General features: G+C 71.7%; 18 protein-coding genes and 1 pseudogene. 9 read left to right on the plus strand and 10 right to left on the minus strand.

The features are described from left to right. Positions 1 to 5: 5 nt before the first annotated feature. The gene (locus ACIP89_RS01265) at positions 6 to 1679 is read right to left on the minus strand and encodes a glycosyltransferase family 2 protein (protein ID WP_402112278.1); all 1674 of its coding nucleotides are present in this window, start codon (positions 1677 to 1679) and stop codon (positions 6 to 8) included. Between the two features lie 356 nt (positions 1680 to 2035). Here ACIP89_RS01265 and ACIP89_RS01270 point away from each other — a divergent pair, with 356 nt between their 5' ends. Next, positions 2036 to 2815, plus strand: coding sequence for a phosphatase (locus tag ACIP89_RS01270; RefSeq protein ID WP_401921667.1), 780 nt, complete (start codon positions 2036 to 2038; stop codon positions 2813 to 2815). A gap of 49 nt (positions 2816 to 2864) precedes the next feature. Here the strand turns inward: ACIP89_RS01270 and ACIP89_RS01275 are convergent, their stop codons facing one another. The 6 genes and pseudogenes from ACIP89_RS01275 to ACIP89_RS01300 all read right to left on the minus strand — a co-directional run bounded on the left by ACIP89_RS01275 (position 2865) and on the right by ACIP89_RS01300 (position 8319). Continuing rightward, on the minus strand, positions 2865 to 3902 hold the full coding sequence (locus ACIP89_RS01275; RefSeq protein ID WP_401921664.1) for a cation diffusion facilitator family transporter: 1038 nt from the start codon (positions 3900 to 3902) through the stop codon (positions 2865 to 2867). Between the two features lie 59 nt (positions 3903 to 3961). After that, positions 3962 to 4849: an acyl-CoA thioesterase gene (locus ACIP89_RS01280; RefSeq protein WP_402112280.1), complete on the minus strand. Its 888-nt coding sequence runs from the start codon at positions 4847 to 4849 to the stop codon at positions 3962 to 3964. A gap of 20 nt (positions 4850 to 4869) precedes the next feature. Continuing rightward, positions 4870 to 6027 carry an acyl-CoA dehydrogenase family protein gene (locus ACIP89_RS01285; protein WP_401921659.1) on the minus strand — a complete coding sequence of 386 codons (1158 nt, stop codon included), beginning with the start codon at positions 6025 to 6027 and terminating at the stop codon, positions 4870 to 4872. Positions 6028 to 6215: 188 nt separating this feature from the next. Further along, positions 6216 to 6626, minus strand: coding sequence for a TetR/AcrR family transcriptional regulator C-terminal domain-containing protein (locus ACIP89_RS01290; RefSeq protein ID WP_402113448.1), 411 nt, complete (start codon positions 6624 to 6626; stop codon positions 6216 to 6218). Further along, positions 6606 to 6795: pseudogene (locus ACIP89_RS01295) on the minus strand (hypothetical protein); the annotation flags it as partial. The pseudogene ACIP89_RS01295 and the gene ACIP89_RS01290, both read right to left, overlap by 21 nt. Positions 6796 to 6846: 51 nt before the next feature. Then, positions 6847 to 8319 (minus strand): PucR family transcriptional regulator, encoded by a 1473-nt coding sequence (locus ACIP89_RS01300; RefSeq protein WP_402112283.1) that lies wholly within the window; start codon positions 8317 to 8319, stop codon positions 6847 to 6849. Between the two features lie 189 nt (positions 8320 to 8508). Here ACIP89_RS01300 and ACIP89_RS01305 point away from each other — a divergent pair, with 189 nt between their 5' ends. After that, positions 8509 to 9984 (plus strand): sodium:solute symporter, encoded by a 1476-nt coding sequence (locus tag ACIP89_RS01305; protein ID WP_401921654.1) that lies wholly within the window; start codon positions 8509 to 8511, stop codon positions 9982 to 9984. Positions 9985 to 10006: 22 nt separating this feature from the next. Here ACIP89_RS01305 and ACIP89_RS01310 read toward each other — a convergent pair whose 3' ends face one another. Then, a complete protein-coding gene (locus tag ACIP89_RS01310) occupies positions 10007 to 10672 on the minus strand; it encodes a TMEM175 family protein (protein WP_401921651.1) in 666 nt (221 codons plus the stop codon). Positions 10673 to 11008: 336 nt separating this feature from the next. Between ACIP89_RS01310 and speB the strand changes: the two genes are divergently transcribed. From speB to ACIP89_RS01325, 3 genes are all read left to right on the plus strand, one after another. Next, positions 11009 to 11977 (plus strand): agmatinase, encoded by a 969-nt coding sequence (gene speB / locus ACIP89_RS01315; protein ID WP_401921648.1) that lies wholly within the window; start codon positions 11009 to 11011, stop codon positions 11975 to 11977. Beyond that, positions 11974 to 13659 (plus strand): thiamine pyrophosphate-binding protein, encoded by a 1686-nt coding sequence (locus tag ACIP89_RS01320; protein ID WP_401921646.1) that lies wholly within the window; start codon positions 11974 to 11976, stop codon positions 13657 to 13659. Before speB ends, ACIP89_RS01320 begins: the two co-directional genes overlap by 4 nt. 163 nt (positions 13660 to 13822) lie before the next feature. After that, complete coding sequence (locus ACIP89_RS01325) at positions 13823 to 14716, plus strand: serine hydrolase (RefSeq protein ID WP_401921644.1); 894 nt, start codon at positions 13823 to 13825, stop codon at positions 14714 to 14716. Positions 14717 to 14750: 34 nt separating this feature from the next. On the opposite strand, the gene ACIP89_RS01330 is transcribed toward ACIP89_RS01325, so the two are convergent. After that, on the minus strand, positions 14751 to 15398 hold the full coding sequence (locus ACIP89_RS01330) for a TetR/AcrR family transcriptional regulator (RefSeq protein WP_401922351.1): 648 nt from the start codon (positions 15396 to 15398) through the stop codon (positions 14751 to 14753). 179 nt (positions 15399 to 15577) lie between these two features. Between ACIP89_RS01330 and ACIP89_RS01335 the strand changes: the two genes are divergently transcribed. After that, positions 15578 to 17032 (plus strand): MFS transporter, encoded by a 1455-nt coding sequence (locus ACIP89_RS01335; protein WP_401921642.1) that lies wholly within the window; start codon positions 15578 to 15580, stop codon positions 17030 to 17032. A gap of 106 nt (positions 17033 to 17138) precedes the next feature. Continuing rightward, entirely contained in the window at positions 17139 to 20906 is a 3768-nt protein-coding gene (locus ACIP89_RS01340) for an ABC transporter ATP-binding protein (protein WP_402112286.1), read from the plus strand. Between the two features lie 32 nt (positions 20907 to 20938). Here the strand turns inward: ACIP89_RS01340 and ACIP89_RS01345 are convergent, their stop codons facing one another. After that, a complete protein-coding gene (locus ACIP89_RS01345) occupies positions 20939 to 21436 on the minus strand; it encodes a hypothetical protein (RefSeq protein ID WP_401921638.1) in 498 nt (165 codons plus the stop codon). 163 nt (positions 21437 to 21599) lie between these two features. Here ACIP89_RS01345 and ACIP89_RS01350 point away from each other — a divergent pair, with 163 nt between their 5' ends. Next, positions 21600 to 22040: a hypothetical protein gene (locus ACIP89_RS01350; protein ID WP_401922349.1), complete on the plus strand. Its 441-nt coding sequence runs from the start codon at positions 21600 to 21602 to the stop codon at positions 22038 to 22040. Between the two features lie 100 nt (positions 22041 to 22140). Continuing rightward, complete coding sequence (locus ACIP89_RS01355) at positions 22141 to 23616, plus strand: S28 family serine protease (protein WP_402112288.1); 1476 nt, start codon at positions 22141 to 22143, stop codon at positions 23614 to 23616. Positions 23617 to 23628: the final 12 nt, after the last annotated feature.

Below are 23628 nucleotides of genomic sequence, written 5' to 3' on the forward strand. Positions count from 1 at the left end.
GCCTTTCAGCTCAGCCAGGGCAGCATCGGGTCGACCCAGCCGGACGCGAGCAGGGCGGTGAGCAGGAGGGTGACCGTCACGGCCAGCGTTTCCGGCCAGCGTCTGGGCAGCACGGAGCGGCGGCTCCGCCGGGCCGGTGCGGTCTTCCGGGGGGCGGCAGCGGGGCGTAGCTCGCGCACCAGGTCCCTGATCAGGGGCACGTTGATCTGGAGCTGCACCAGCAGGTAGAGGCCGAGCCCCCAGTTGGGCTCCCAGCCGTTGTGGGCGACGGCCAGCGCGAGGCCGCCGGCCGCCGCTCCGGTGGAGCAGCAGAGCCAGCCGAGCGAGACGAGGACCACCCGCCGCGCCATCCTGCCCGGCTTCCCGCCGCCGGCCCCGGTGGGCACCCATGCCGCGCTGCGGCCGCGCAGGGTGTGCAGGAACGCGGCCCCGGCGGCCACGCTCATCAGGACGTTGGCCCGGATCACCTCGATCCGCCAGCGGGTCCGGCTGATCCGGGGCAGCAGCACGTGCCACAGCCACAGCGGTGCGAGCAGCGGCAGTACGTGCCAGGGCCGGATGTCGTCCGGGTACCAGAACATCATGACCAGCGGCGGCAGCGGGGCCGCGAAGGTGTTCACCACCGTCGCCAGGTAGCCGACGACGCCCTCGTGGAAGCAGAGCCGCATCCGCCAGGGGGCGCCCACCCGCTTCAGGACCGGGGTGCCGATCAGATGGAGGTTGCCCATCGCCCAGCGGTACTGCTGGTTGAGGAACGAGGCCAGGTTGTCCGGCGAGGTGCCCTTGGCCACCAGTACCGGCACGTACAGGGTCCGGAACCCCTGCTCGTACAGGGCGAGTCCGGTGTACAGGTCCTCGCTGTGGTCGAGCCGGGCGAAGCCGCCGGCCAGATCGATGGCGCTGCGCCGGTAGACCGCGTTGCTGCCGCAGCAGATGGCCGCGTCGCTCGCGTCCCGGGACGGCTGGATCCAGCGGAAGAACCACTCCTGGGCCGATCCGGCGGCGCGCTGGATCCACTCCATCGTGCCGTCGGTGTCGAAGCACTGCGGGCTCTGCACGATGCCGACGCCCGGGTCGGCCAGGTAGGGCACGAGATGGCGCAGGAAGTCCGGCCGGGGCGCGAAGTCGGCGTCCAGGATGGCGATGTACTCGGCGCCGCTCAGGGTGAGCGCGTGATTGAGGTTGCCCGCCTTCTTCAGCTTCCCCCGGTCGGGCCGTACGACGTAGCGGTAGCCGAACCGGGCGGCCAGCGCGGCCACTTCGGGGCTGTCCGCGTCGTCCAGTACCCAGACGGTCAGCGCGCCGGGCCAGTCCAGGTCCGCGACGGCCCGGTAGGCGTTCTCCAGGACCGGGAGCGGTTCCCCGCAGGTCGGCAGGTAGAGGTCCACACCCGGCAGCTCGGCCGGGTGCCAGGCGTGTACGAGCACTTCGTGCGAGCGCCTGGTGAGCCGGCGCTGGCGCAGGCTGTTGACGGACGAGAGCGCCAGGGCGACGACGTTCAGGGAGAGCACCGCGAGAAAGGCCCACAGGGCCGGGGTGCGCAGGGCGAAGGTGAACATGGTCGCCGCCGTGAGCACGAAGGCGAGCGAGGAGCTGATGAGGACCCAGCGGCGCTGCGGTCCGAAGTACCAGTAGAGCTCGTCATCGGACGGAGGTTGAGGTAAGTGATGCACGGTCATAAAGCCCCCACAGCTGTGCATGTCCCGGTATCGGGGGACCCACCCTAGCGCCAAAGGTATAGACCATTTTTTCATGATCGAAGAGTGAGACGTCGGTCCGGCGCGGAGGGAGGGGCCCGTGAAAACGTCCGGGAGTGGTCTGGACCTATTTCATGATCCCGTCCGGATGGAGCGGAAAGCTCCAGGTCACGCATGGGTTAACAGTCACCCAACATCCCGGGAGGGCCGTGCGGGGGCTGGGGAACGGCGCTCCGGGCGGGCTGTTCGCCTCCCGTGGGCGGCGTGGTGCCTCCCGCCGACGGCGCGATGCTTCATCCGAACGGCACACTGCGCACACCTGACGGCACAATGGGTTCATGCCGATACCCAGCCGCGCCGCCCTCGTCGAACAACTCGTCCGTACGCGTATAGCCGGAGACGTCGCCACCCCGCGCGACAACAACCTCTCCCACTACCGCAAGCTAGCCAACGGCGACCGCCACTACTGGCTGGGCCTGGAGCTGGGCGACCGGTGGCGTGACGAGCAGGACGTGCTGGCCGTGATGGCCGAGCGGTGCGGGGTCAGCGACGACCCGGAGCACCGGTTCGGCCAGGACACCATCGACCCCGAGCTCACCGTCGCCGCCCTGGACCGGGCGGCGGCCAGGCTGCGCAAGGCGGCCGACGGCTCGGAGCGGGTGCTGTTCGCCACCGGCCACCCGGGCGGGCTGCTCGACGTCCACCGGCAGACGGCGGCCGCCCTGCGGGCCGCGGGCTGCGAGATCGTCCGGATCCCGTCCGGGCTGATGGCGGACGAGGGCATGGTCTTCCAGTTCGCCGACGTCGCCGTCCAGGAGCGCGGCGCGACGCTCTGGCACACCCACTCCCCGGCCCCGATGGCGGCGATCCTGGACGGTATGGAGCGGGAGGGGCGCCCGATGCCCGACCTGGTCGTCGCCGACCACGGCTGGGCCGGATGCGCGGCCCAGCGCGGGCTCGACGCCATCGGCTACGCGGACTGCAACGACCCGGCGCTGTTCCTGGGGGAGTCGGAGGGCACCCTCCAGGTGGCCGTGCCGCTGGACGACCACGTGCTGGACCCGCGGTTCTACGACCCGATGACGGAGTACCTGCTGGACGCGGCCGGACTGCTCTGACCGGTGGCGGCCTCGCGGTGGCCGGGGCGTGACGGCCCGGCGGCGGAAGTCAGTCCTCCTGCCGGTCGGTGAACAGCCCCCCGCCGTCCCCGTTGCCCTTCCCGTCGCCGGGCCCGACCACCGGATCCGCCTCGGCGGTGCGCGCACGGCGGCGCTGTGCCGCCCCCGGGGTCGGGTCCAGGTACACGCGCTTGATCGACGGGTACCGCTCGCGCAGCTGCTGTTCCGCCTCCTCGCAGGCCCACTCCACCTGCTCGGCACTGACGACGTCCCGGAAGTCGACCTTCGCCGCGATCATGACCTCGGAGGGTCCCTGGATGAGGGTGGTCAGCTCCAGCACCTCGATGATGTGTGACACGGAGAGCAGCTCCTCGCGCACCCCCGTCCGCATCGACTGCGGTACCGGGCGGCCGATCAGCAGCTGGGCGTTCGAGCGGCCGAGCACCCAGGCCACGTACACGAGCAGCACCCCGATCAGGATCGACGCGATCCCGTCATAGACGCCGGAACCCGTCAGCTGGCCGCCGAGCAGCCCGCCCGCGGCCAGCAGCAGTCCGACCAGGGCCGCCGAGTCCTCCATCACCACGGCCTTCACCGCAGTGTCGGGCGTGCGGCGGAAGTAGCGGGAGGGGTCGGCGCCGATCCGCGCCGCCTCGCCGCGGACCTGGCGCAGCCCGGTGCGCAGGGAGTAGCCCTCCAGCAGGAAGGCGATGCCGAGCACGATGTACGAGACCAGCGGATCGCCGAGGTCCTCGCCCGCCATGAGGGTGTGGACGCCGTCGTACAGGGAGAAGACCGCACCGCCGACGAACGTGGCGACGGAGGCGAGCATCGCCCAGATGTAGCGTTCGGGGCCGTAGCCCAGCGGGTGGTCCTCGTCGGCCGGCTTCTCGCTGCGTTTGAGCGAGGTGAGCAGCAGTACCTCGGTGACGGTGTCCGCGACCGAGTGCGCCGCCTCGGAGAGCATCGCGCTCGATCCGCTGATCAGTCCCGCGACGGCCTTCGCCACGGCGACACCGAGGTTGGCCGCCGCGGCGACGACGACCGTGAACGTGGACTCCCCACCCGCTGATTTCTCGTCACTCATGCTGGGGAGTATGTCCCCAGCCGGGGCGGCCATGTCCCCCGCGCGGCCACGGGTTCCGTTCAGCCTTTCCGGGGGACCCGGATGACGCCCTCCTGGATGACGGTGATCGCGAGGCGGCCGTCCTGCGTGTAGATACGGGCCTGACCCAGCCCCCGCCCGCCGGACGCGGACGGCGACTCCTGGTCGTACAGCAGCCATTCGTCGGCCCGGAACGGCCGGTGGAACCACATCGCGTGGTCCAGGCTCGCGCCCACCACGTCACCGACCGCCCAGCCGCCGCGCCCGTGGGCCAGCAGCACCGAGTCGAGCAGCGTCATGTCGGAGACGTACGTCGCCATGCACACGTGCAGCAGCGGGTCGTCGGCCAGCTTGCCGTTGGTACGGAACCACACCTGCGAACGGGGCTCGCGCGACTCCCCGACGGTGCCGAACGGCGGCGCGTCCACGTACCGCAGGTCGACCGCCGCCCGCGCCTCGATGAGCCGGTCCACGACGCCGGGGTCGCTGAACCGGTCCGCGTGGCGCGGCAGCATCTCGGCGGCGGTGGGCAGCGTCTCCGGGTCCGGAGCGGCCGGCATGGCCGCCTGGTGCTCCAGGCCGGCCTCGTACGTCTGGAAGGACGCGGAGAGGTGGAAGATCGGCTGCCCGTGCTGGACGGCGACGACCCGCCGGGTGGTGAAGGAGCGCCCGTCCCGGATGCGGTCGACGCTGTACACGATCGGCGCGCCGGGGTCGCCCGCCCGCAGGAAGTACGAATGCAGTGAGTGGGCGCTCCGGTCGGCCGGTACGGTACGGCCCGCGGCGACCAGCGCCTGGGCCGCGACCTGCCCGCCGAAGACCCGGGGCACGAGCGCCGAACGGCTCGTGCCCCGGAAGATGTCGCGCTCGATCTGCTCCAGGTCCAGCAGGTCCAGCAGGTCGAGCAGGGGATCAGGGCTTGCGTTCATGGAGAGAACGTAACCGCTCTCTACAGGCCCATGGACTTGGCGATGATGGACTTCATGACCTCGCTGGTGCCGCCGTAGATCCGGTTGACCCGGTTGTCCGCGTACAGGCGGGCGATCGGGTACTCGTTCATGAAGCCGTAGCCGCCGTGCAGTTGGAGGCAGCGGTCGATCACGCGGTGCGCGACCTCGGTGCAGAACAGCTTCGCGGAGGCGGCCTCCGCGGCGGTCAGCTCACCGGCGTCCAGCGCCTCCAGCGCGCGGTCGGCGACGGCCTGGGCCGCGTCCACCTCGGCCTGGCAGGCGGCCAGCTCGAACTTGGTGTTCTGGAACGAGGCGACGGTCTTGCCGAAGACGGTGCGGTCGAGCACGTACTCCTTGGCGAACCGGACAGCCGCCGCGGCCTGCGCGTACGCGCCGAAGGCGATGCCCCAGCGCTCGGAGGCCAGGTTGGTGCCGAGGTAGCCGAAGCCCTTGTTCTCCTCACCGAGGAGGTCCTCGGCCGGGACCTTGACGTCGACGAACGCCAGCTCCGCGGTGTCGGAGACCTTCAGGCCCAGCTTGTCGAGCTTGCGGCCGACCGAGTAGCCCTCGGACTTGGTGTCGACGGCGAACAGCGAGATGCCGAAGCGGCGGTCGTCCTCGCGCGGGGCGGAGGTGCGGGCGCAGACGATGACCCGGTCGGCGTGCACACCGCCGGTGATGAAGGTCTTGGCGCCGTTGAGGACGTAGTGCGTGCCGTCCTCGGAGAGCTTTGCGGTGGTCTTCATGCCCGCGACGTCGGAACCGGTGCCCGGCTCGGTCATCGCGAGGGCCCACATCTCCTCGCCGGTGGTGAACTTCGGCAGCCAGCGCTTCTTCTGCTCGGCGGTGGCGAGCATCTTGATGTACGGCAGGCCGAGCAGGGTGTGCACCCCGGAGCCGCCGAAGGACACGCCCGCGCGGGCGGTCTCCTCGTAGATGACGGCCTCGTACTTGTGCGAGTCGATGCCCGCGCCGTCGTACTCCTCGTCCACGTTGATCCCGAAGACGCCCAGCTCGCCGAGCTTGAGGTAGAAGTCGCGCGGCGCCTGGCCGGCCGCGAACCACTCGTCGTACACCGGCACGACCTCGGCCGCGATGAAGGCGCGGATGGTCTCCCGGAACGCCTCGTGGTCCTCGTTGAATACCGTACGGCGCACGGGGTGCCTCCCTGGTCGGCTTCGCTCGGCTCGGCTAAGCGCTTGCTCAGCCCTGGTTAGAAGTTACCCGGCGGTCACCGGCGCTGTCCAGGGTGATGCTGAGCACGCCGACCGGGAGCGCGCCGGCCGCTGTCCCCGGGCCCGCCGCGTCGGCCGTCCCGCTGCTCCGCTCGCCGTTCACGGGCCCCTCAGATGCCGAGCCGGGCGGCGATCCCGTCCAGCACGCAGTCCAGCCCCGTCTCGAACGCCCAGGCGGCATCGTCCTTGCGGGTCGCCCGCAGCCCGTAGCGCCGGTAGGTGGGATAGCGCCCGGTGGTCATCGGGTACGTCATCTGCGGCGCGAGACCCAGCCGTGTCTCGTCACCGGACGACCAGCCCGCGGACTCCGTCCACTCCCGCAGGGCCACCTCCGACTGACTGGCGCCATGGGCGAAGGCGCTCACGGTGCGGAAGGCGACCATCATCGAGTCCTCGTCGAGGCCGAGCCCGTCGAGCGCCGCGAGCTGCCGTTCCGCGAGGGCCAGCCCGCGAAGTCGCTCATCGCCGTCTTGACCTGGGTGTCCCGGGCGGTGATCACCAATTCGAGCTGAGCCGAACACCTTCCCGAGCCGTTCGTCCGCCGTGCGCCGCGCGCTGGGTGCCGAACAGGAGCGCGTCGCGCATCCTGCGTCGGCGTACTCCCACCGATTCGAGCAGCTGACGGTCGTAATCCCGTGCCGTGAGCCCGCTTTGCGCGGCAACACATGCCTGGGCTGACGGTCGGGACACCGCATCCCGCCGGAACCGGCCGTTTCCCAGCGCCGGTGATCCGCACCCCGGTCACCCTTGCCGGAGCGCGAACCACAGCTCCGTCCGTACGTCCATGTCGTCCAGGTCCACCCCCAGCAGCACCGCGCACCGCCCGATGCGCTGGCGGACCGTGTTGCGGTGGACGCGGAGGGCGGTCGCCGTGCGGTCCCAGCTGCCGTGCAGGCTCAGCCAGCAGCGCAGTGTCTCGGCGAGGGGTTCGGTGAGCGGGGCCAGCAGGGTGCGGGCGTGGGCCTCCGCGGCTTCGCGGGGGACCAGGGCGGCGAGGCCGCGGCCGGTGTCCGTGTGGTGGTGGGCCAGCGGCGTGCGGGTCGCCTCCGCGCGGCCGAGGGCGCGGGCGGCCTGCGCGTCGGCCGTGTCCAGTGCGGTGATCGCGGCGGGGGCGGAGGCGCCGAGCGTCCAGCCGGGCTGCGGGGTGACGCGGTCGTCGCCGGGCACCAGCACCCGTACCGCGGCGCCGCCCCGGCCCGCGTCGACCAGTGCCGAGCCCAGTGCCGCGCCGAGCGCCCCGGCGGTGAGCGGGTCCACCGGGTCGCCGCCGCCCCGGCGCGCGTGCACCACCGTCCACCGCTCCGCGCCGCCCAGCAGCGGGGCGACGGCCGCCGGGTCCGCGCCCAGCAGCAGCCGGACCAGGGCCGCGGAGCGGCCGGCGGCGTCGGCGCCCTGGTGCGGGGCGGCCAGCAGGGAGAGCAGGACGACCGCGACCCCCGCGATGGTGTGGTCGCCCGCCTCGCGCCGCTTCGCCGCCAGGGCCAGGACGAGCCCCTGCCCGCCGCCCAGCGCGTACGCGGCGAGATGGGTGGTGCCCAGGGTGTCGGTGGCCGAGGCGGGCGCGGGGCGTACGGCCGGCGCGACCACCCGGGAGAGCCGGGCGAGCGCGGCCCGCACATCGGGGGCCGGGGTCCGGCCGGCCGCGTGCAGTTCCTCGCCGTCCGCCGTGAGCAGGACGGCCCGGCCCTCCAGCTGGGCCGCCAGCTGGTGCAGCACGGCCGGCACCGGGTCGGTCCTGGCCGCCGCCGTCGCCAGGGCCTGCTGGGCGCGCGTCACCCGGCGCAGCTCGCGGACCCGGGCCTGGGCCATCAGCTGCCACACCGCGCGGGCGATCGCCGTGAACGGAGTCTCCGGCGCCACCTCGACCAGCGGCAGCCCGTGCCGTTCGCACGCCGCGATCAGCTCCGCGGGCACCGTCTCGTGCACCGGCCGCACCCCGAAACCGAGCGCCGCCGCCCCCGCCTCGACCAGCCGGGACACATAGGTGTCCGGGTCCGTGAGCAGCACCCCGGCACTCAGCAGCAGCTCACCGCCGAGCAGATACGGATACGGGTCGGCCATCTCCGAGGTGTGCACCCACAACAGCTCCGCCGCCGCGGGCCCCGCGATGTGGCGCAGCCCGAGCTCCTCCCTGGCCAGCAGCTCGGCGAGCGGGATGGGCGGGGTCGGCGGGGCCGGAGGCGGTGCCGTTGGTCCGGTGGGGAGTTCCGGCATGGAGGGTTCATCCGTTCGGTCCGTCGAGAATGGATGAAACGTACACTTCAGCGCCGCTTCCCGGCCACCTACCGTCTTCACCACGCCCGAACCGCAGGGCCGGAACCCCAGACCCCGAACCGCAGGGCCGGAACCCCAGACCCTGAACTCCAGACCCCGAACCTTGTCCAACGAGACGGAGGGAAGCCCATGGCAGTCGACTACGCTGTGATCGTCGTCTATCTGGCCGGCATGCTCGCCATGGGCTGGTGGGGCATGCGCCGCGCCAAGTCCAAGAGCGAATTCCTGGTGGCGGGCCGTCGGCTCGGCCCCTGGATGTACTCCGGCACCATGGCCGCCATCGTCCTCGGCGGCGCCTCCACGATCGGCGGCGTCGGCCTCGGCTACCAGTACGGACTCTCCGGTGCCTGGATGGTCTTCACCATCGGGCTCGGGCTGCTCGCCCTCTCCGTGTTCTTCTCCGCCCGCATCGCGCGGCTGAAGGTCTACACCGTCTCCGAGATGCTCGACCTGCGCTACGGCGGCCGGGCCGGGCTGATCTCCGGCGTCGTCATGTGGGCGTACACGCTGATGCTCGCGGTCACCTCGACCATCGCGTACGCCACCATCTTCGACGTCCTCTTCGACCTGAACCGGACCGTCGCGATCATCCTCGGCGGCACCATCGTCGTCGCGTACTCGACGCTCGGCGGCATGTGGTCGATCACGCTCACGGACATGGTGCAGTTCGTCGTCAAGACCATCGGGGTGCTGCTGCTCCTGCTGCCCATCGCGGTGATCAAGGCCGGCGGCTTCGGTGAGATGAAGGCCAAGCTGCCCACCGAGTACTTCGACCCGCTGGGCATCGGCGGCGAGACGATCTTCACGTACGTGCTGATCTACACCTTCGGAATGCTGATCGGCCAGGACATCTGGCAGCGGGTGTTCACCGCCCGCAGCGACCGCGTGGCCCGGCTGGGAGGAACGGTGGCCGGTACGTACTGCCTGGTGTACGCGGTCGCGGGAGCGGTCATCGGCACGGCGGCCAAGGTCATGTACCCGAAGCTGCCCACCGCGGACGCCGCCTTCGCCACCATCGTCAAGGACGAACTCCCGGTGGGCGTACGCGGTCTGGTCCTGGCCGCCGCGCTCGCCGCGGTGATGTCCACCTCCTCCGGAGCGCTGATCGCCTGCGCGACGGTGGCCAACAACGACATCTGGTCCCGGTTCAGGGGCGCGGTCACCCGGGGCGGGGACGGCGTGGAACACGACGAGGTGAAGGGCAACCGCGCCTTCATCCTGATCATGGGCATCGCGGTGATCCTCATCGCCATCGCGCTGAACGACGTGGTCGAGGCCCTGACCGTCGCCTACAACCTGCTCGTCGGCGGACTGCTGGTGCCGATCCTCGGCGGCCTGCTGTGGCGCCGGGGCACGGCGGCCGGGGCGCTGGCCGCCGTGGCGGTGGGCGGCCTCGCGGTGATCGGCCTGATGGCCGGGTACGGAATCCTCGCGAACGAGCCGGTCTACTACGGGCTGCTGGCCTCGCTCGCCGTCTACGTCATCGTCTCGCTGGCCACGAAGCCGACGGACGCGGCGGTGCTCCTCGCCTGGCGCGAACGGCTGGCGGGGCGCGGCGGGGAGCCGGAGCCCGCCGGGCGGGTGGAGGAGCCGGTCGCGGGCTGACCGCCCCCGGGCTCCTCGGCGGTCAGTCCCCGCGCCTCTGGCCCCCGTCGTGCCGGGCCCAACGGCGGGCGCGCAGGCGGGAGACGAGCCGTCTGCCCCGGCCGGCGGCCAGCGGCGCGAAGAACCACAGGACGTAGGCGTACGGGAACACCCAGGCGAGACCGAGGCTCAGGACGAACCAGAGCGCCACCGCCCACGAACCGTTGGCGTGTGCGCGGGCCTCCGCCACGTCGCCGATGACGAGCCCGGAGTCGGCCGAGACCTCCTTGAGGGCCACCTCGCAGAAGAAGACGCCCGCCATCGTGCCGGCGAAGAGGGTCTGCGCCATCGGATTGGTGATCGTGGACCCGATGACGGCCGTCGGGAACGGCAGGAACGCGACCAGCAGCAGGAACGGCGCGTGCCAGAACGTGAAGGTGTTCGACAGCACGCGGATCCGGTCCATCAGCTGGTGGTGACGGCGCCACACCGACCAGAGGAGGACGAACGCCAGCGCGAAGGCCAGGAAGGAGCTCCGCTGGTCCACCAGGAAACGGCCCAGCGCACCGGACGACTCCAGCTGCTCCTGGTCCGGGCGCTTCAGCTCCACGGCCAGCAGCGTCATGGCGATCGCGAAGATCGAGTCCGTGAAGAAGGCCAGCCTCTGGGGCGAGAGACCGGGCTTCGGCCGTGCGTCGTTCTCGCTCATCCGAACTCCCGGTGGTCACGATCGTGGCCCCGATCCTAGGGAGCGCCGGACCACTCGCCCCTGAGCTCGCCGGAGTCCGCCCCCAGTACAAGCCGAATGTCGGCAGCGGCGGACCCGCCTATGGATATTTCATCCGGTCCGATCGGTGAAGATGGATGAAACGAACACTTCAGGCGGACTTCCGCGCCGCCTACCGTCGTCCATGGACCCGTGCGCCTGCTTCCGGGCCGTCCCGGAGATCCGGAGATCCGGCAGACCGGAGAAGCAGCGCGTCGCCGTAAGAACCGCAGGAACCGCAGGAACCCGAAGGAACCAGAAGGAAAGGCCACCCACCCCATGAGCAGCACAGAGACGCCGCGCGGCCCCATCGACTCCTCCCGCGTCCCCCGGTACGCCGGGCCCGCGACGTTCGCCCGGCTGCCCCGCCTCGACGAGGTCGGGACGACGGACGTCGCCGTCGTCGGCGTGCCCTTCGACACCGGGGTCTCCTACCGGCCCGGCGCCCGCTTCGGCGGCAACGCGATCCGGGAGGCCTCGCGGCTGCTGCGCCCGTACAACCCGGCGCAGGACGCCTCCCCGTTCGCCCTCGCGCAGGTCGCGGACGCCGGTGACATCGCGGCCAACCCGTTCAACATCAACGAGGCCGTCGAGACGATCGAGGCCGCGGCCGACGATCTGCTCTCCACCGGCGCCCGGCTGATGACGCTCGGCGGCGACCACACCATCGCGCTGCCGCTGCTGCGCTCCGTCGCCAAGAAGCACGGGCCCGTCGCGCTGCTCCACTTCGACGCGCACCTGGACACCTGGGACACCTACTTCGGCGCCGAGTACACCCACGGCACCCCGTTCCGCCGGGCCGTCGAGGAGGGCATCCTCGACACCTCCGCGCTCTCCCACGTCGGCACCCGCGGCCCGCTGTACGGCAAGCAGGACCTCACCGACGACGCCAAGATGGGCTTCGGGATCGTGACCTCCGCCGACGTCATGCGGCGCGGCGTCGACGAGATCGCCGACCAGCTCCGGCAGCGCATCGGTGACCGGCCGCTCTACATCTCCATCGACATCGACGTCCTGGACCCGGCGCACGCCCCCGGCACCGGCACCCCGGAGGCCGGCGGCCTCACCTCCCGCGAGCTGCTCGAAATCGTGCGCGGGCTGTCCTCCTGCAACCTGGTCTCCGCCGACCTGGTCGAGGTCGCCCCCGCGTACGATCACGCCGAGATCACCTCCGTCGCCGCCTCCCACACCGCGTACGAGCTGACGACGATCATGACCCGCCAGATTGCAGAGGCCCGGACGAAGTGAGCCACGACCACCACGACGAGCGGCCCGAGCTCACCCCCGGGCAGATCGCCGCCGCGCTGAACCCGCCGCCCGGACGCAACGGCGGTGACCTCGTCGTCGAGACCCTCCAGGGGCTCGGCGCGACCACCGTCTTCGGGCTGCCCGGACAGCACGCGCTCGGCATGTTCGACGCGCTGCGCCGCTCGTCGCTCGGCTACGTCGGTCTGCGCGTCGAGAACAACGCGGGTTTCGCCGCCGACGCCTACGGCCGCGTCACCGGCGAGGTCGCCCCGCTCCTGCTGTCCACCGGCCCCGGCGCGCTCACCTCGCTCGCCGCGCTCCAGGAGGCGGCCGCGGCCTCCGCCCCCGTGCTCGCGATCTCCAGCCAGATCCCGGTCGCCGGCCTGGGCGGCGGCCGCCACGGCTATCTGCACGAACTGCGCGACCAGCAGGCGTCGTTCCGCGACATCGTGAAGTCCGTGCACACCGTGCGTACGGCCTCGCAGATCCCGTCCGCGATCGCCGCCGCCTGGGAGTCCGCGCTGACGGCCCCGCACGGCCCGGTCTGGATCGAGATCCCGCAGGACGTGCTCCTGGCCGCGACGACGCTGCCCGTCGTCACCGCGATGGACGCCACCCCGCGCGAGGTGCACGCCCGCCCCGAACTCATCGCGGTCGCCGCCCACCTGCTGTCGAACGCCGAGCGTCCGGCGATCATCGCGGGCGGCGGAGTCGTACGCTCCGACGCGTCCGGCAAGCTGCGCGCCCTCGCGGAGAAGACCGGTGCCCCGGTCGTCACCACCTTCGGCGGCAAGGGCGCCTTCCCGTGGGAGCACCCGCTCTCGCTCCAGTCCTGGCTGGAGGACCGGCACACGACGGACTTCCTGGAGGACGCCGACGTCCTGCTGGTCGTCGGCTCCGGACTCGGTGAACTCTCCTCGAACTACTACACGTTCGCCCCGCGCGGCCGGGTCGTCCAGATCGAGGCCGACGCCGGGAAGCTGGAGTCCAACCACCCGGCGCTCGGCATCCACGCCGACGCCAGGGACGCCCTGGCCGACCTCCTCGAAGCGGTCACCCCGCGTGAGGACCCGGCCGCCGCCGAGCGCGTCCGGGAGGTGCTCGGCCGGGTACGGGCGAGGATCGACGCCCAGGAACGCACCCTGGAACAGCACCTTCTCAGCGAGATCCGGGCGGCCCTGCCCGACACGTCCCCCAGCTTCTGGGACATGACGATCCTCGCCTACTGGGCCTGGTCCGCCTTCGACGCCCGCCACCCCAACACCATGCACTCCGCCCAGGGCGCGGGCGGCCTCGGCTACGGGTTCCCGGCGGCCATCGGCGCGGCGGCGGCCGACCGTACGAAGCCGGTCCTCGCGGTCTCCGGCGACGGCGGCGCGATGTACTCGATCGCGGAGCTCGCCACGGCCCGCCAGTACGATCTCCCGGTCACCTGGCTGATCGTGGACGACGGCGGCTACGGCATCCTGCGCGAGTACATGACCGGTGCCTTCGGTGAGACCACCGGCACGGAGCTGTCCCGCCCGGACTTCGTCGCCCTGGCCGAGTCCTTCGGCGTCCCCGCGGTCCGTACGAGCCCGGAGACGCTCGGCGCCGACCTGGCCAAGTCGTTCGCGCGGCCGGGCCCCTCGGTCGTGGTGCTCCCGGCGCTGCTCAGGATGTTCGAGCCGACGCACCTGTGAGGAAGCCGCTCCTGTGAGGAAGCCGCTCCTCTGAGGACGCCGCCCGTCTGAGGAAGCCGAACGCGACACGCCCGGAACCGTAACGGCTCCGGGCGTGTCGCGTTGGTCCGTGCACGCGGTGCCTGCGCGTCCGCAGGACCACTCAGGGGAGGGGAACGCAGCCATGACCACACCCCGCTTGTCCCGGCGTGTCAGGGGCGCGCCGGCCGCCGTGCTGGCCGTCACCGTGCTCGCGGCGGTGGCGCTCGGCACGCCGCGGGCCACCGCCGGGACACCGGTGGTGAGCTGCGCCTCGGGCCGGGCCCAACTCGCCGCCAGGCTGTCGAAGGACATCACCGCGGCACTGGAGGGGCGCGGGTCGGCCACCGCGTTGGCGCTCCACGACCGGACCACCGGCACCACGTGCACGCTGCGCTCCACGTCGGCGTACGACTCCGCCAGCGTCGTGAAGGCGACCGTGCTGGCCGCGCTGCTCCGGGACAGCGCCACGCACCACCGCCACCTCACGCGGCGCGAGACCGACCTCAGCACCGCCATGATCACCAAGTCCGACAACAAGGCCACCACCAGCCTGTGGAAGCAGCTCGGCGCCACCGGGATCAAGGCGTTCCTCAAGGCGGCCGGGATGACGCACACGACCCCCGGGTCCGGCGGCTACTGGGGGCTCACCCGGATCACCGCGCAGGACGAGCAGCGACTGCTGGCCCTGCTCACCGCGGAGAACCCCGTGCTCAGCGACGGCGCCCGCGCCTACGAACTGGGGCTGATGGGCAAGGTCGTCCCCTCGCAGCGCTGGGGGACACCCGCCGGCGCCCCGGCCTCGGCCACCGTCCAGCTCAAGAACGGCTGGCTCCACCGGGCCGCCCACGGCTGGCGGGTGCACAGTATCGGCGCCTTCACGGGCCGGGGCCACGACTACGCGCTCTCGGTGCTCACCCAGGACAACAGGACGATGAACGACGGCGTCCACACCATCCAGGCGGTGGCACGGGCCGTGCACAAGGACCTGAACGCGCGCTACGCGAGCCGGCTGGACCCCGCCGCGCAGAGCCGCTGAGCGGACCGGCGCGGCGGGGACATCGGTCCCGGTGTCAGGTCCCGGCCTGGAGGCGCAGTCCCGACAGCGTCAGCTCCAGCCCGGCGAGGAACTGCTCCTTGTCGTCGTGCCCGTCGAACTCGTCGACGATGTCGTGCAGGAACGGGTACTTCCCGGCGTCGAGCGTGCGCCACGTCGCGGCGTAGCGGCCGAGGAACTCCTCGCGGCCCACGAGGCCGTCGACCACCTCCTGGGGCGGCTCCTGCCCCATGTCGGCGGCGTTGGCGACCACGACGCCCACGATCGCCGTCACGGCGTGGAACCGCTGCCGGGGCGTGAGGCCGAGCCGGAGCGTCTTCTGGCCCAGCTCCTCGTAGAGCCGCAACGCGTTGCCCTCGACGTCGATGTTCCGCATGAAGTGCGCGCCCAGCCACGGCCGGTCCACGACCGCGTCGAACAGGGTCACGGCCATCACGCGCAGGTCGTCGATCGGATCGCCGCTGCTGCTCTGCCGCTCGACGGTGGTCAGCACCCCGCCGAGCACGTGGTCGATGGCGCGGTCGAGCAGCTCGTCCTTGCCGGAGACGTACCAGTAGATGCTGCCGACGCCCGTGCCGAGCCGGGCCGCGAGGGCACGGAGGGTCAGCGCCGGCTCGCCCGCCTCGTCGAGCAGGGCCACGGCCGCCGAGAGGACGGCCTCGATGGAGTGCGATCCACGCTGACGCCCTCGGGAAGGGCGGTCTGCGGGTCGTGGTCGCGGGCCTGTCATGTCGCCCATCCAATCACAGCTTGCGCATTTATCGAACTACGTTCTATGGTCGAACCACGTTCTATCGTAGAACGTCGTTCGATACCCGTAGACGTTCCGGAAGGAGGCCCGCCATGACCACCACCGCCGCCGCGCCAGCCGCGCGCACCTATCCGTCCCTGCGCGCCGCATGGATACCCCTGGCCGCGCTCTGTCTGGCCTTCTTCGTCGAAATGGTCGACAACACCCTGCTCTCGATCGCGCTGCCCACGATCGGCCGGGACCTCGACAGCAGCACGACCGCGTTGCAGTGGGTCACCGGCGCCTACTCGCTGACGTTCGGCGGCCTGCTGCTGACGGCGGGCTCCATGGCCGACCGGCTCGGGCGCAGACGTGTACTGCTGGTCGGCCTCGCGGTGTTCGGCCTGCTCAGCCTGGGCGTCGCCGCGGTCTCCACCGCGGGGCAGCTCATCACCCTGCGGGCCGGTCTCGGCATCGCCGCCGCGGCGATGGCCCCCATCACCAACTCGCTGGTCTTCCGGCTCTTCGACGACAAGGCGCTGCGGATGCGCGCCATGACGCTGATGATCATCGTCGGCATGTCCGGCTTCGTCCTCGGCCCGCTGCTGGGCGGTACCGCCCTGGCCCACGTGCGGTGGCAGTGGCTGCTGCTCGTCAACGCCCCGATCGCCCTGATCGCGGCCATCGGCGTGCGCCTCGGCGTGCCGGCCGACCGGCCGCAGGACCTGACCCGCGACAAGCTCGACCTGCCGGGCGCCGTCCTGAGCGTCGCCACCATCGGCCTCGCCTGCTACTCGCTGACCAGCGGCGTCGAGCACGGCTGGCTCTCCGCGGCCACCCTCGCCTCGCTCCTCGGCGCACTCGTCGCGGGTCTGGCCTTCGTCTGGCACGAGCGCCGCAGCGCGGCGCCGATGCTCGACCTCCGCCTCTTCGCGAACGGCACCGTCCGGGGCGCCGCCATCGCGCAGATCGGCACGGCCATCGCGATGGCCGCCGTGATGTTCGGCCTGATCCTGCACTTCCAGTACGCCTACGGCTGGAGCCCCGTACGGGCCGGACTGGCGAACCTGCCGCTCATCGTGACGATGATCCTCGCGACCCCGCTGTCCGAATGGCTCGCGGCGCGGTTCGGCCACCGCGTCGCCTGCCTGGTCGGCGCCGCCTGCCTGGCCGGCTCCCTGGCCGGACTGTCCTGGGGCGTCGACCACGGATACGGCGTCATAGCGCTCTGCATGGTCGTGATGACCATCGGGCTGCGCACCGTCATGACGATCTGCGCCATCGCACTCGTCGACGCGATGCCGTCCAACCGCACCTCGATCGGCACGGCGCTCAACGACACCGCCCAGGAGGTCGGCAGCAGCATCGGCACCGCCGTGGTCGGCACCCTGATCGCCGTACTGGTCACCACCCGGCTGCCCGCGGGCACCTGGAGCCACGCCCTGGTGGCGTCGTTCTTCCACGGCGAACGGATCACCTACGCGATACTCGCGGTCGTCGTCGGCCTGATCGCCGCCGGAGGCGCGCTCTCCCTCACCGACTCCCGCGTCACGGAGGAAGCGCACTAGGACCTGAGGCCTGGGCCGGAGGACGGGTATTTGTTGCGGAGGGATGAAATCCGCCGCCCACCCTGTTGGTGCCTTCCGGAAGAGCAGCTCGAACGGGAGGCACCGGGTGTCGGACGCAGGGGAGACAGGCGACGGGCGGCAGCCCCGTGGCTGGGCGCGCAGGCTGAGTGGTTACGCCTGGCGGTACCGGCGCAACGTGCTGCTGTCGCTCGGCTCGTCGCTCGCCGGAATGGCGGTGATGGCCCTGGTCCCGCTGATCACCAAGGTGATCATCGACGATGTGGTCGGCAACCACACCCGTTCCCTGGCCGTCTGGACCGGACTCCTGCTCGGGGCCGCCGCGCTCGTCTACGTCTCCACCTACATCCGCCGCTACTACGGCGGCCGGCTCGCCCTGGACGTCCAGCACGACCTGCGGACCGAGATCTACGGGACGATCACCCGGCTCGACGGGAAACGGCAGGACGAGCTCTCCACCGGACAGGTCGTCGGGCGCGCCACCAGCGACCTCCAGCTGATCCAGGGGCTGCTGTTCATGCTCCCGATGACCATCGGGAACGTGCTCCTCTTCCTGCTCTCCCTGGTGATCATGGCGTGGCTCTCGCCGCTGCTGACCCTCGTCGCCGTGGCCGTCGCCCCCGCGCTCTGGTACATCGCCCGCCGCTCCCGCACCCGGCTCTTCCCCGCCACCTGGTACGCCCAGTCGCAGGCCGCGGCCGTGGCCGGAGTCGTCGACGGGGCCGTCTCCGGCGTCCGCGTCGTCAAGGGGTTCGGCCAGGAGGACCAGGAGACCGGCAAGCTGCGCGAGGTCGGACGCCGGCTCTTCGCCGGGCGGCTGCGCACCATCCGGCTGAACTCCCGCTACACCCCCGCCCTCCAGGCCGTTCCCGCGCTCGGCCAGGTCGCCATGCTGGCCCTCGGCGGCTGGCTCGCCACCCGGGGCGAGATCACCCTCGGCACGTTCGTCGCGTTCTCCACCTACCTCGCCCAGCTCGTCGGGCCGGTCCGGATGCTCGCCATGGTCCTCACCGTGGGACAGCAGGCCCGCGCCGGAGTGGAACGCGTGCTCGAACTCATCGACACCGAGCCGACGATGCGGGACGGCACCAAGCAGCTCCCCACCGACGCACGGGCCAGCGTCGAGTTCGACGACGTCCGGTTCGGCTACGCATCTGACAAGGACCCCGGAAACGGAGCCGCTGACCGCCCCGTCCTGGACGGCTTCTCGCTCACCATCGAGCCCGGCGAGACGGTCGCCGTCGTCGGCGCTTCCGGCAGCGGCAAGTCCACCGTCTCGATGCTCCTGCCGCGCTTCTACGACGTGTCGCACGGCGCGGTCCTGGTCGGCGGCCACGACGTCCGCGAGCTCACCCTCGACTCGTTGCGGGCCGCCATCGGCCTCGTACCGGAGGACAGCTTCCTGTTCTCCGACACCATCCGCGCCAACATCGCCTACGGACTCCCGGACGCCACCGACGAGCAGATCGAACGGGCCGCCCGCGCCGCCCAGGCCCACCGGTTCATCGCCGAACTGCCCAAGGGGTACGAGACCGAGGTCGGCGAGCACGGGCTGACCCTCTCCGGCGGCCAGCGCCAGCGCGTCGCGCTCGCCCGCGCCATCCTCACCGACCCCCGGCTGCTCCTCCTGGACGACGCCACCTCCGCCGTCGACGCCCGGGTCGAGCACGAGATCCACGAGGCGCTGCGCGGGGTGATGGCGGGCCGCACGACGCTGCTGATCGCCCACCGCCGCTCCACCCTCAACCTCGCGGACCGGATCGCCGTCCTGGAGAACGGCCGGCTCGCGGACATCGGCACGCACGAGGAGCTGGAGCGCCGCTCCCCGCTCTACCGGCGGCTGCTCACCGACCCGGAGGAGCTGGGCGGCACCTCGCCCGGACACCGGACGGCCCGCCCCGCCGCGCACCCCGACGACGACCGCGCGCTCCAGGAGGAGCTGGACGCCGAATTCGACGCCGAACGCGGCATCACCCCCCAGCTGTGGGTACGCAAGGAGCAGGCCCGGGAGACCGACGCGGCCGGCACCCCCGCCACCCCCGAGCTCCTCGCCCAGGTCGACGCACTGCCCCCGGCGACCGACACCCCGGACGTCGACGAGGCCCGCGCCGTGCACGCGGAGGAGTCCTATGGGCTCCGCCGGCTGCTGCGCGGCTTCGGGCTTCCGCTGCTGGTCAGCCTCGCGCTGGTGGCCGTGGACGCCGGAGCCGGGCTCCTGCTGCCGGTGCTGATCAGGAACGGCATCGACGAGGGCGTCACCCAGCTGGCGCTCGGCGCGGTCTGGGCGGCCTCCGCCCTCGGCCTCGCCGTCGTACTGGTGCAGTGGGCGGCCCAGATCGGTGAGACCCGGATGACGGGCCGCACCGGTGAGCGGGTGCTCTACTCGCTGCGGCTGAAGATCTTCGCGCAGCTCCAGCGCCTCGGCCTCGACTACTACGAACGCGAGCTGACCGGCCGGATCATGACCCGGATGACGACGGACGTGGACGCGCTGTCCACGTTCCTGCAGACCGGACTGGTCACGGCCTTCGTCTCCGTCGTCACCTTCTTCGGGATCATGGTCGCGCTGCTGGTCCTGGACGTCGAACTGGCCCTGGTGGTCTTCGCGACCCTGCCGGTGCTGATCATCGGCACGGTCTTCTTCCGCCGCAGCAGCGTCAAGGCGTACGAACTGGCCCGCGAGCGCATCAGCGCCGTCAACGCCGACCTCCAGGAGTCCGTCTCCGGGCTCCGGATCGTGCAGGCCTTCCGCCGCGAGCGGGACGGGGCAGAGCGGTTCGCCGGACGCAGCGACCACTACCGCGAGGCCCGGGTCCGCGGCCAGTGGCTGATCTCGGTCTACTTCCCGTTCGTCCAGCTGCTCTCTTCGGTGGCCGCGGCGGCGGTGCTGATCGTCGGCGCGGGCCGGGTCGACAACGGCACGCTCACCACCGGCGCCCTGGTCGCCTACCTGCTCTACATCGACCTGTTCTTCGCCCCCGTGCAGCAGCTCTCCCAGGTCTTCGACGGCTACCAGCAGGCCACCGTCTCGCTCGGCCGGATCCAGGAGCTGCTCCAGGAGCCGACGTCCACCGCGGACCGGGACGAACCGCTGGACGTGCTGTCGCTGCGCGGCGAGATCGCGTTCGAGGACGTGTCGTTCGCGTACACCGGGGAGGAGGCCGCGCTCACCGGGGTCGACCTGCACATTCCGGCCGGCCAGACGGTCGCGTTCGTCGGTGAGACCGGTGCGGGCAAGTCCACCCTGGTCAAGCTGGTCGCCCGGTTCTACGACCCGACGGCCGGCCGGGTCACGGCGGACGGCACCGATCTGCGCCACCTCGGCCTCACCGCGTACCGGCACCGGCTCGGAGTCGTCCCGCAGGAGGCGTACCTCTTCGCGGGCACGATCCGCGACGCCATCGCGTACGGGCGGCCCGAGGCCACCGACGCGCAGGTGGAGGCGGCGTCCAGGGCGGTCGGCGCGCACGACATGATCGCCACCCTGGACGGCGGCTACCTCCACGAGGTGGCCGAGCGGGGCCGCAACCTCTCCGCCGGACAGCGGCAGCTGGTCGCGCTCGCCCGCGCCGAACTCGTCGACCCGGACATCCTGCTGCTCGACGAGGCCACCGCCTCCCTCGACCTGGCCAGCGAGGCGCTGGTGAACCAGGCGACGGACCGGCTGGCCGGCCGGCGCACCACCCTGGTCGTCGCTCACCGGCTGACCACCGCCGCCCGCGCCGACCGGGTCGTGGTGATGGACCACGGCCGGGTCGTCGAGGACGGCACGCACGACGAACTCCTCGCCCTGAACGGGAAGTACGCCGTGCTGTGGCGCACCTTCATAGGGGAGGACGAGCCCGCCGGGGTCTGAGGCGGGGACGGCCGCGCCCCTGGGCTGTGCGGCTATCCGCGGATGCCGGAGATCTTCCCGGTGCCCAGCTCCGACTGCACGGTCAGGTTCGTGTACGTGGGGTGGGCGACCGAGCCCCAGGTGAGCCGGACGTGCGTCCAGGCGTGACCGGCGCCGCTGTCGCCCGCGGTGACGCGGAAGGCGGCCGGTACGTCCTGGGCGCGCAGTACGCCGTCGGCGTGGTTGGCCTTCTCCCAGACGCGCAGCTCCTTGCGCAGCTCGGGCGTGAGGTAGAAGCCGCGGAGCGCGGTGGCGAGGTTGCCGCCGTCCTCCGCGGCGACCGCGTCGAGGTACGCGCCGTAGAAGTGGGCGACCTCCTGGGCCTCCGCCTCGGAGACGTCGTCGCGGGCCGCGGCGGTGGCCGCCCGCTGGGGTGCGACGGCAGCGGCGGCCGGGACGGCGGCGACCGCGGTCAGGAGCGCGGCCGCGAGCAGGGTGCGGCCGATGACGCGGCGGCCGCGGGGGTGGCGGGTGGTGCTGAGTCGGGTCATGACGATGTCTTCCTTTCGTATGGCTCTGTCCTGTTGGAGGCATGGTGTGGCGATTTGGTTGCCCGGAATGCGGACCGCGCCGGGTGCAACCTCCGGATGGCCTCCCGCGTCGTACGCAGATATGCGCATGCGTCGGAAAGAGGTGCATGTGTTCGATGAGGCGATGGGGTGGCTGGTGACGAGAGCGACGAACGGACGGGCCGGGGTGCCGGACGGGCGCGCGGGGCGCGGGGGCTCCGCGCGGCTGCTGGTGCTCGCCCTGGCCACCGCCCTCGGGCTGCTCGCCGGCGGGATCGGGGCGACCGGCGCGGACGCCGCGTCGGTCTGCGCCGGACGCCCCGCGAAGACCCTGAAGTTCGGCACGGGCGAGCTGCGCGTCTACCGGACCCGCTCCTACGCCTGCGCCCTCGCGGTCGCCGTCAAGCCCGGTGCGCGCCGCAAGATGTCCGTACAGATCCAGCCGCGCGGCGGCCGCCCCGTCGTCGACAGGGGCAACTTCACGCAGCAGGCCGGCCCGGTGACGGTCCACGCGCTGAACCGGTGCGTCCGGGTGTCCGGCACGGTCTCGGGGAAGACGGGCACCACGGGCTGGATCCTGTGCTGACCGGGTGATTTGTCCGGGCCCGGCGGCAATGAGGTCTGGCGGCACCGGTGTTGCCCCGCTAGGTTCACGTGGTCTGTCGTGAATCAAGGGGAGGGTGAGAATGCGCAAGGCTCTCAGAGGTGTCCTGTCGCTCGCGATGCTCATCGGCACAGTGAGTGCGACGGGTGCCTCGGCCGGGGCGGCAACCGCCGCCGAACCGGCCGCGCTCCGTTCCGCCGTCGGTGAGACCGGGACGAGTACGGACATCAAGGACCGCATCCTGGCCATCCCGGGAATGAGCCTGATCGAGGAGAAGCCCTATCCGGGCTACCGCTACTTCGTCCTCGATTACACCCAGCCGGTCGACCACCGGCACCCGTCCAAGGGAACGTTCAAGCAGCGGATCACCTTGCTGCACAAGGACACCTCCCGCCCGACGGTGTTCTTCACCAGCGGATACAACGTCTCCACCAACCCCAGCCGCTCCGAGCCGACCCGGATCGTGGACGGCAACCAGGTCTCGCTGGAGTACCGGTTCTTCACCCCCTCCCGCCCGTCGCCCGCCGACTGGTCCAAGCTCGACATCTGGCAGGCCGCCAGCGACCAGCACCGGGTCTTCACCGCGCTGAAGAAGATCTACTCGAAGAACTGGCTGACCACCGGCGGCTCCAAGGGCGGCATGACGGCCACGTACTACGAGCGCTACTACCCGAAGGACATGGACGGCGTCGTCGCGTACGTCGCGCCGAACGACGTGGTCGACAAGGAGGACTCGACGTACGACCGGTTCCTGGCGAACGTCGGGACCAAGGAGTGCCGCGACAAGCTGAACGGCGTGCAGCGCCAGGCGCTCATCCGCCGGGAGCCGCTGGAGAAGAAGTACCGGCAGTACGCCGCAGACAACGGCTACACCTTCAACACGGTCGGCTCCCTCGACAAGGCGTACGAGGCCGTCGTCATGGACTACGTCTGGGCGTTCTGGCAGTACAGCCTGCTCGCCGACTGCGCCTCCCTCCCGGCGGACGCCAAGTCCGCCACCGACCAGGAGATCTGGGACTCCGTCGACTCGATCTCCGGCTTCTCCGCCTACGCCGACCAGGGCCTGGAGACGTACACGCCGTACTACTACCAGGCGGGCACCCAGCTCGGCTCGCCCGACATCAAGCAGCCCTGGCTCGGCAAGCTGAGCCGCTACGGCTACCAGCCGCCGCGCACCTTCGTGCCGCGCTCCATCCCGATGAAGTTCCGGCCCGGGGTGATGCGTGACATCGACAACTGGGTGCAGCACCACGCCGACCACATGCTGTACGTGTACGGGGAGAACGACCCCTACGGCGCGGAGCGCTTCCGGCTCGGCCGCGGAGCCCGTGACAGCCATGTCTTCACCGTGCCCGGCGGCAACCACGGGGCGACCGTCGCCGGTCTCGTCCCGGCCGAGAACGCCACGGCCACCGCCGCCATCCTGCGCTGGGCGGGCGTCGCCCCGGCCGCCGTCCAGGCGGACCCGGCGAAGGCCGCGCCGCTCGCGAAGTTCGACGCGGTGCTCGACAAGCGGGACCTGACGACCGAGCACCGGCTCGGCCACCGGCGCCCGTAGCCGGAACCGTGC

This window comes from Streptomyces sp. NPDC088730, from assembly GCF_044751215.1.
GTDB lineage: Bacteria > Actinomycetota > Actinomycetes > Streptomycetales > Streptomycetaceae > Streptomyces.

Bases quoted from the DNA above. Each gene is read 5' to 3' on its own strand.
- ACIP89_RS01265 (WP_402112278.1), bottom strand. From the start codon at position 1,679: ATGACCGTGCATCACTTACCTCAACCTCCGTCCGATGACGAGCTCTAC.
- ACIP89_RS01270 (WP_401921667.1), top strand. From the start codon at position 2,036: ATGCCGATACCCAGCCGCGCCGCCCTCGTCGAACAACTCGTCCGTACG.
- ACIP89_RS01275 (WP_401921664.1), bottom strand. From the start codon at position 3,902: ATGAGTGACGAGAAATCAGCGGGTGGGGAGTCCACGTTCACGGTCGTC.
- ACIP89_RS01280 (WP_402112280.1), bottom strand. From the start codon at position 4,849: ATGAACGCAAGCCCTGATCCCCTGCTCGACCTGCTGGACCTGCTGGAC.
- ACIP89_RS01300 (WP_402112283.1), bottom strand. From the start codon at position 8,319: ATGCCGGAACTCCCCACCGGACCAACGGCACCGCCTCCGGCCCCGCCG.
- ACIP89_RS01305 (WP_401921654.1), top strand. From the start codon at position 8,509: ATGGCAGTCGACTACGCTGTGATCGTCGTCTATCTGGCCGGCATGCTC.
- ACIP89_RS01310 (WP_401921651.1), bottom strand. From the start codon at position 10,672: ATGAGCGAGAACGACGCACGGCCGAAGCCCGGTCTCTCGCCCCAGAGG.
- speB (WP_401921648.1), top strand. From the start codon at position 11,009: ATGAGCAGCACAGAGACGCCGCGCGGCCCCATCGACTCCTCCCGCGTC.
- ACIP89_RS01325 (WP_401921644.1), top strand. From the start codon at position 13,823: ATGACCACACCCCGCTTGTCCCGGCGTGTCAGGGGCGCGCCGGCCGCC.
- ACIP89_RS01335 (WP_401921642.1), top strand. From the start codon at position 15,578: ATGACCACCACCGCCGCCGCGCCAGCCGCGCGCACCTATCCGTCCCTG.
- ACIP89_RS01345 (WP_401921638.1), bottom strand. From the start codon at position 21,436: ATGACCCGACTCAGCACCACCCGCCACCCCCGCGGCCGCCGCGTCATC.
- ACIP89_RS01350 (WP_401922349.1), top strand. From the start codon at position 21,600: ATGGGGTGGCTGGTGACGAGAGCGACGAACGGACGGGCCGGGGTGCCG.
- ACIP89_RS01355 (WP_402112288.1), top strand. From the start codon at position 22,141: ATGCGCAAGGCTCTCAGAGGTGTCCTGTCGCTCGCGATGCTCATCGGC.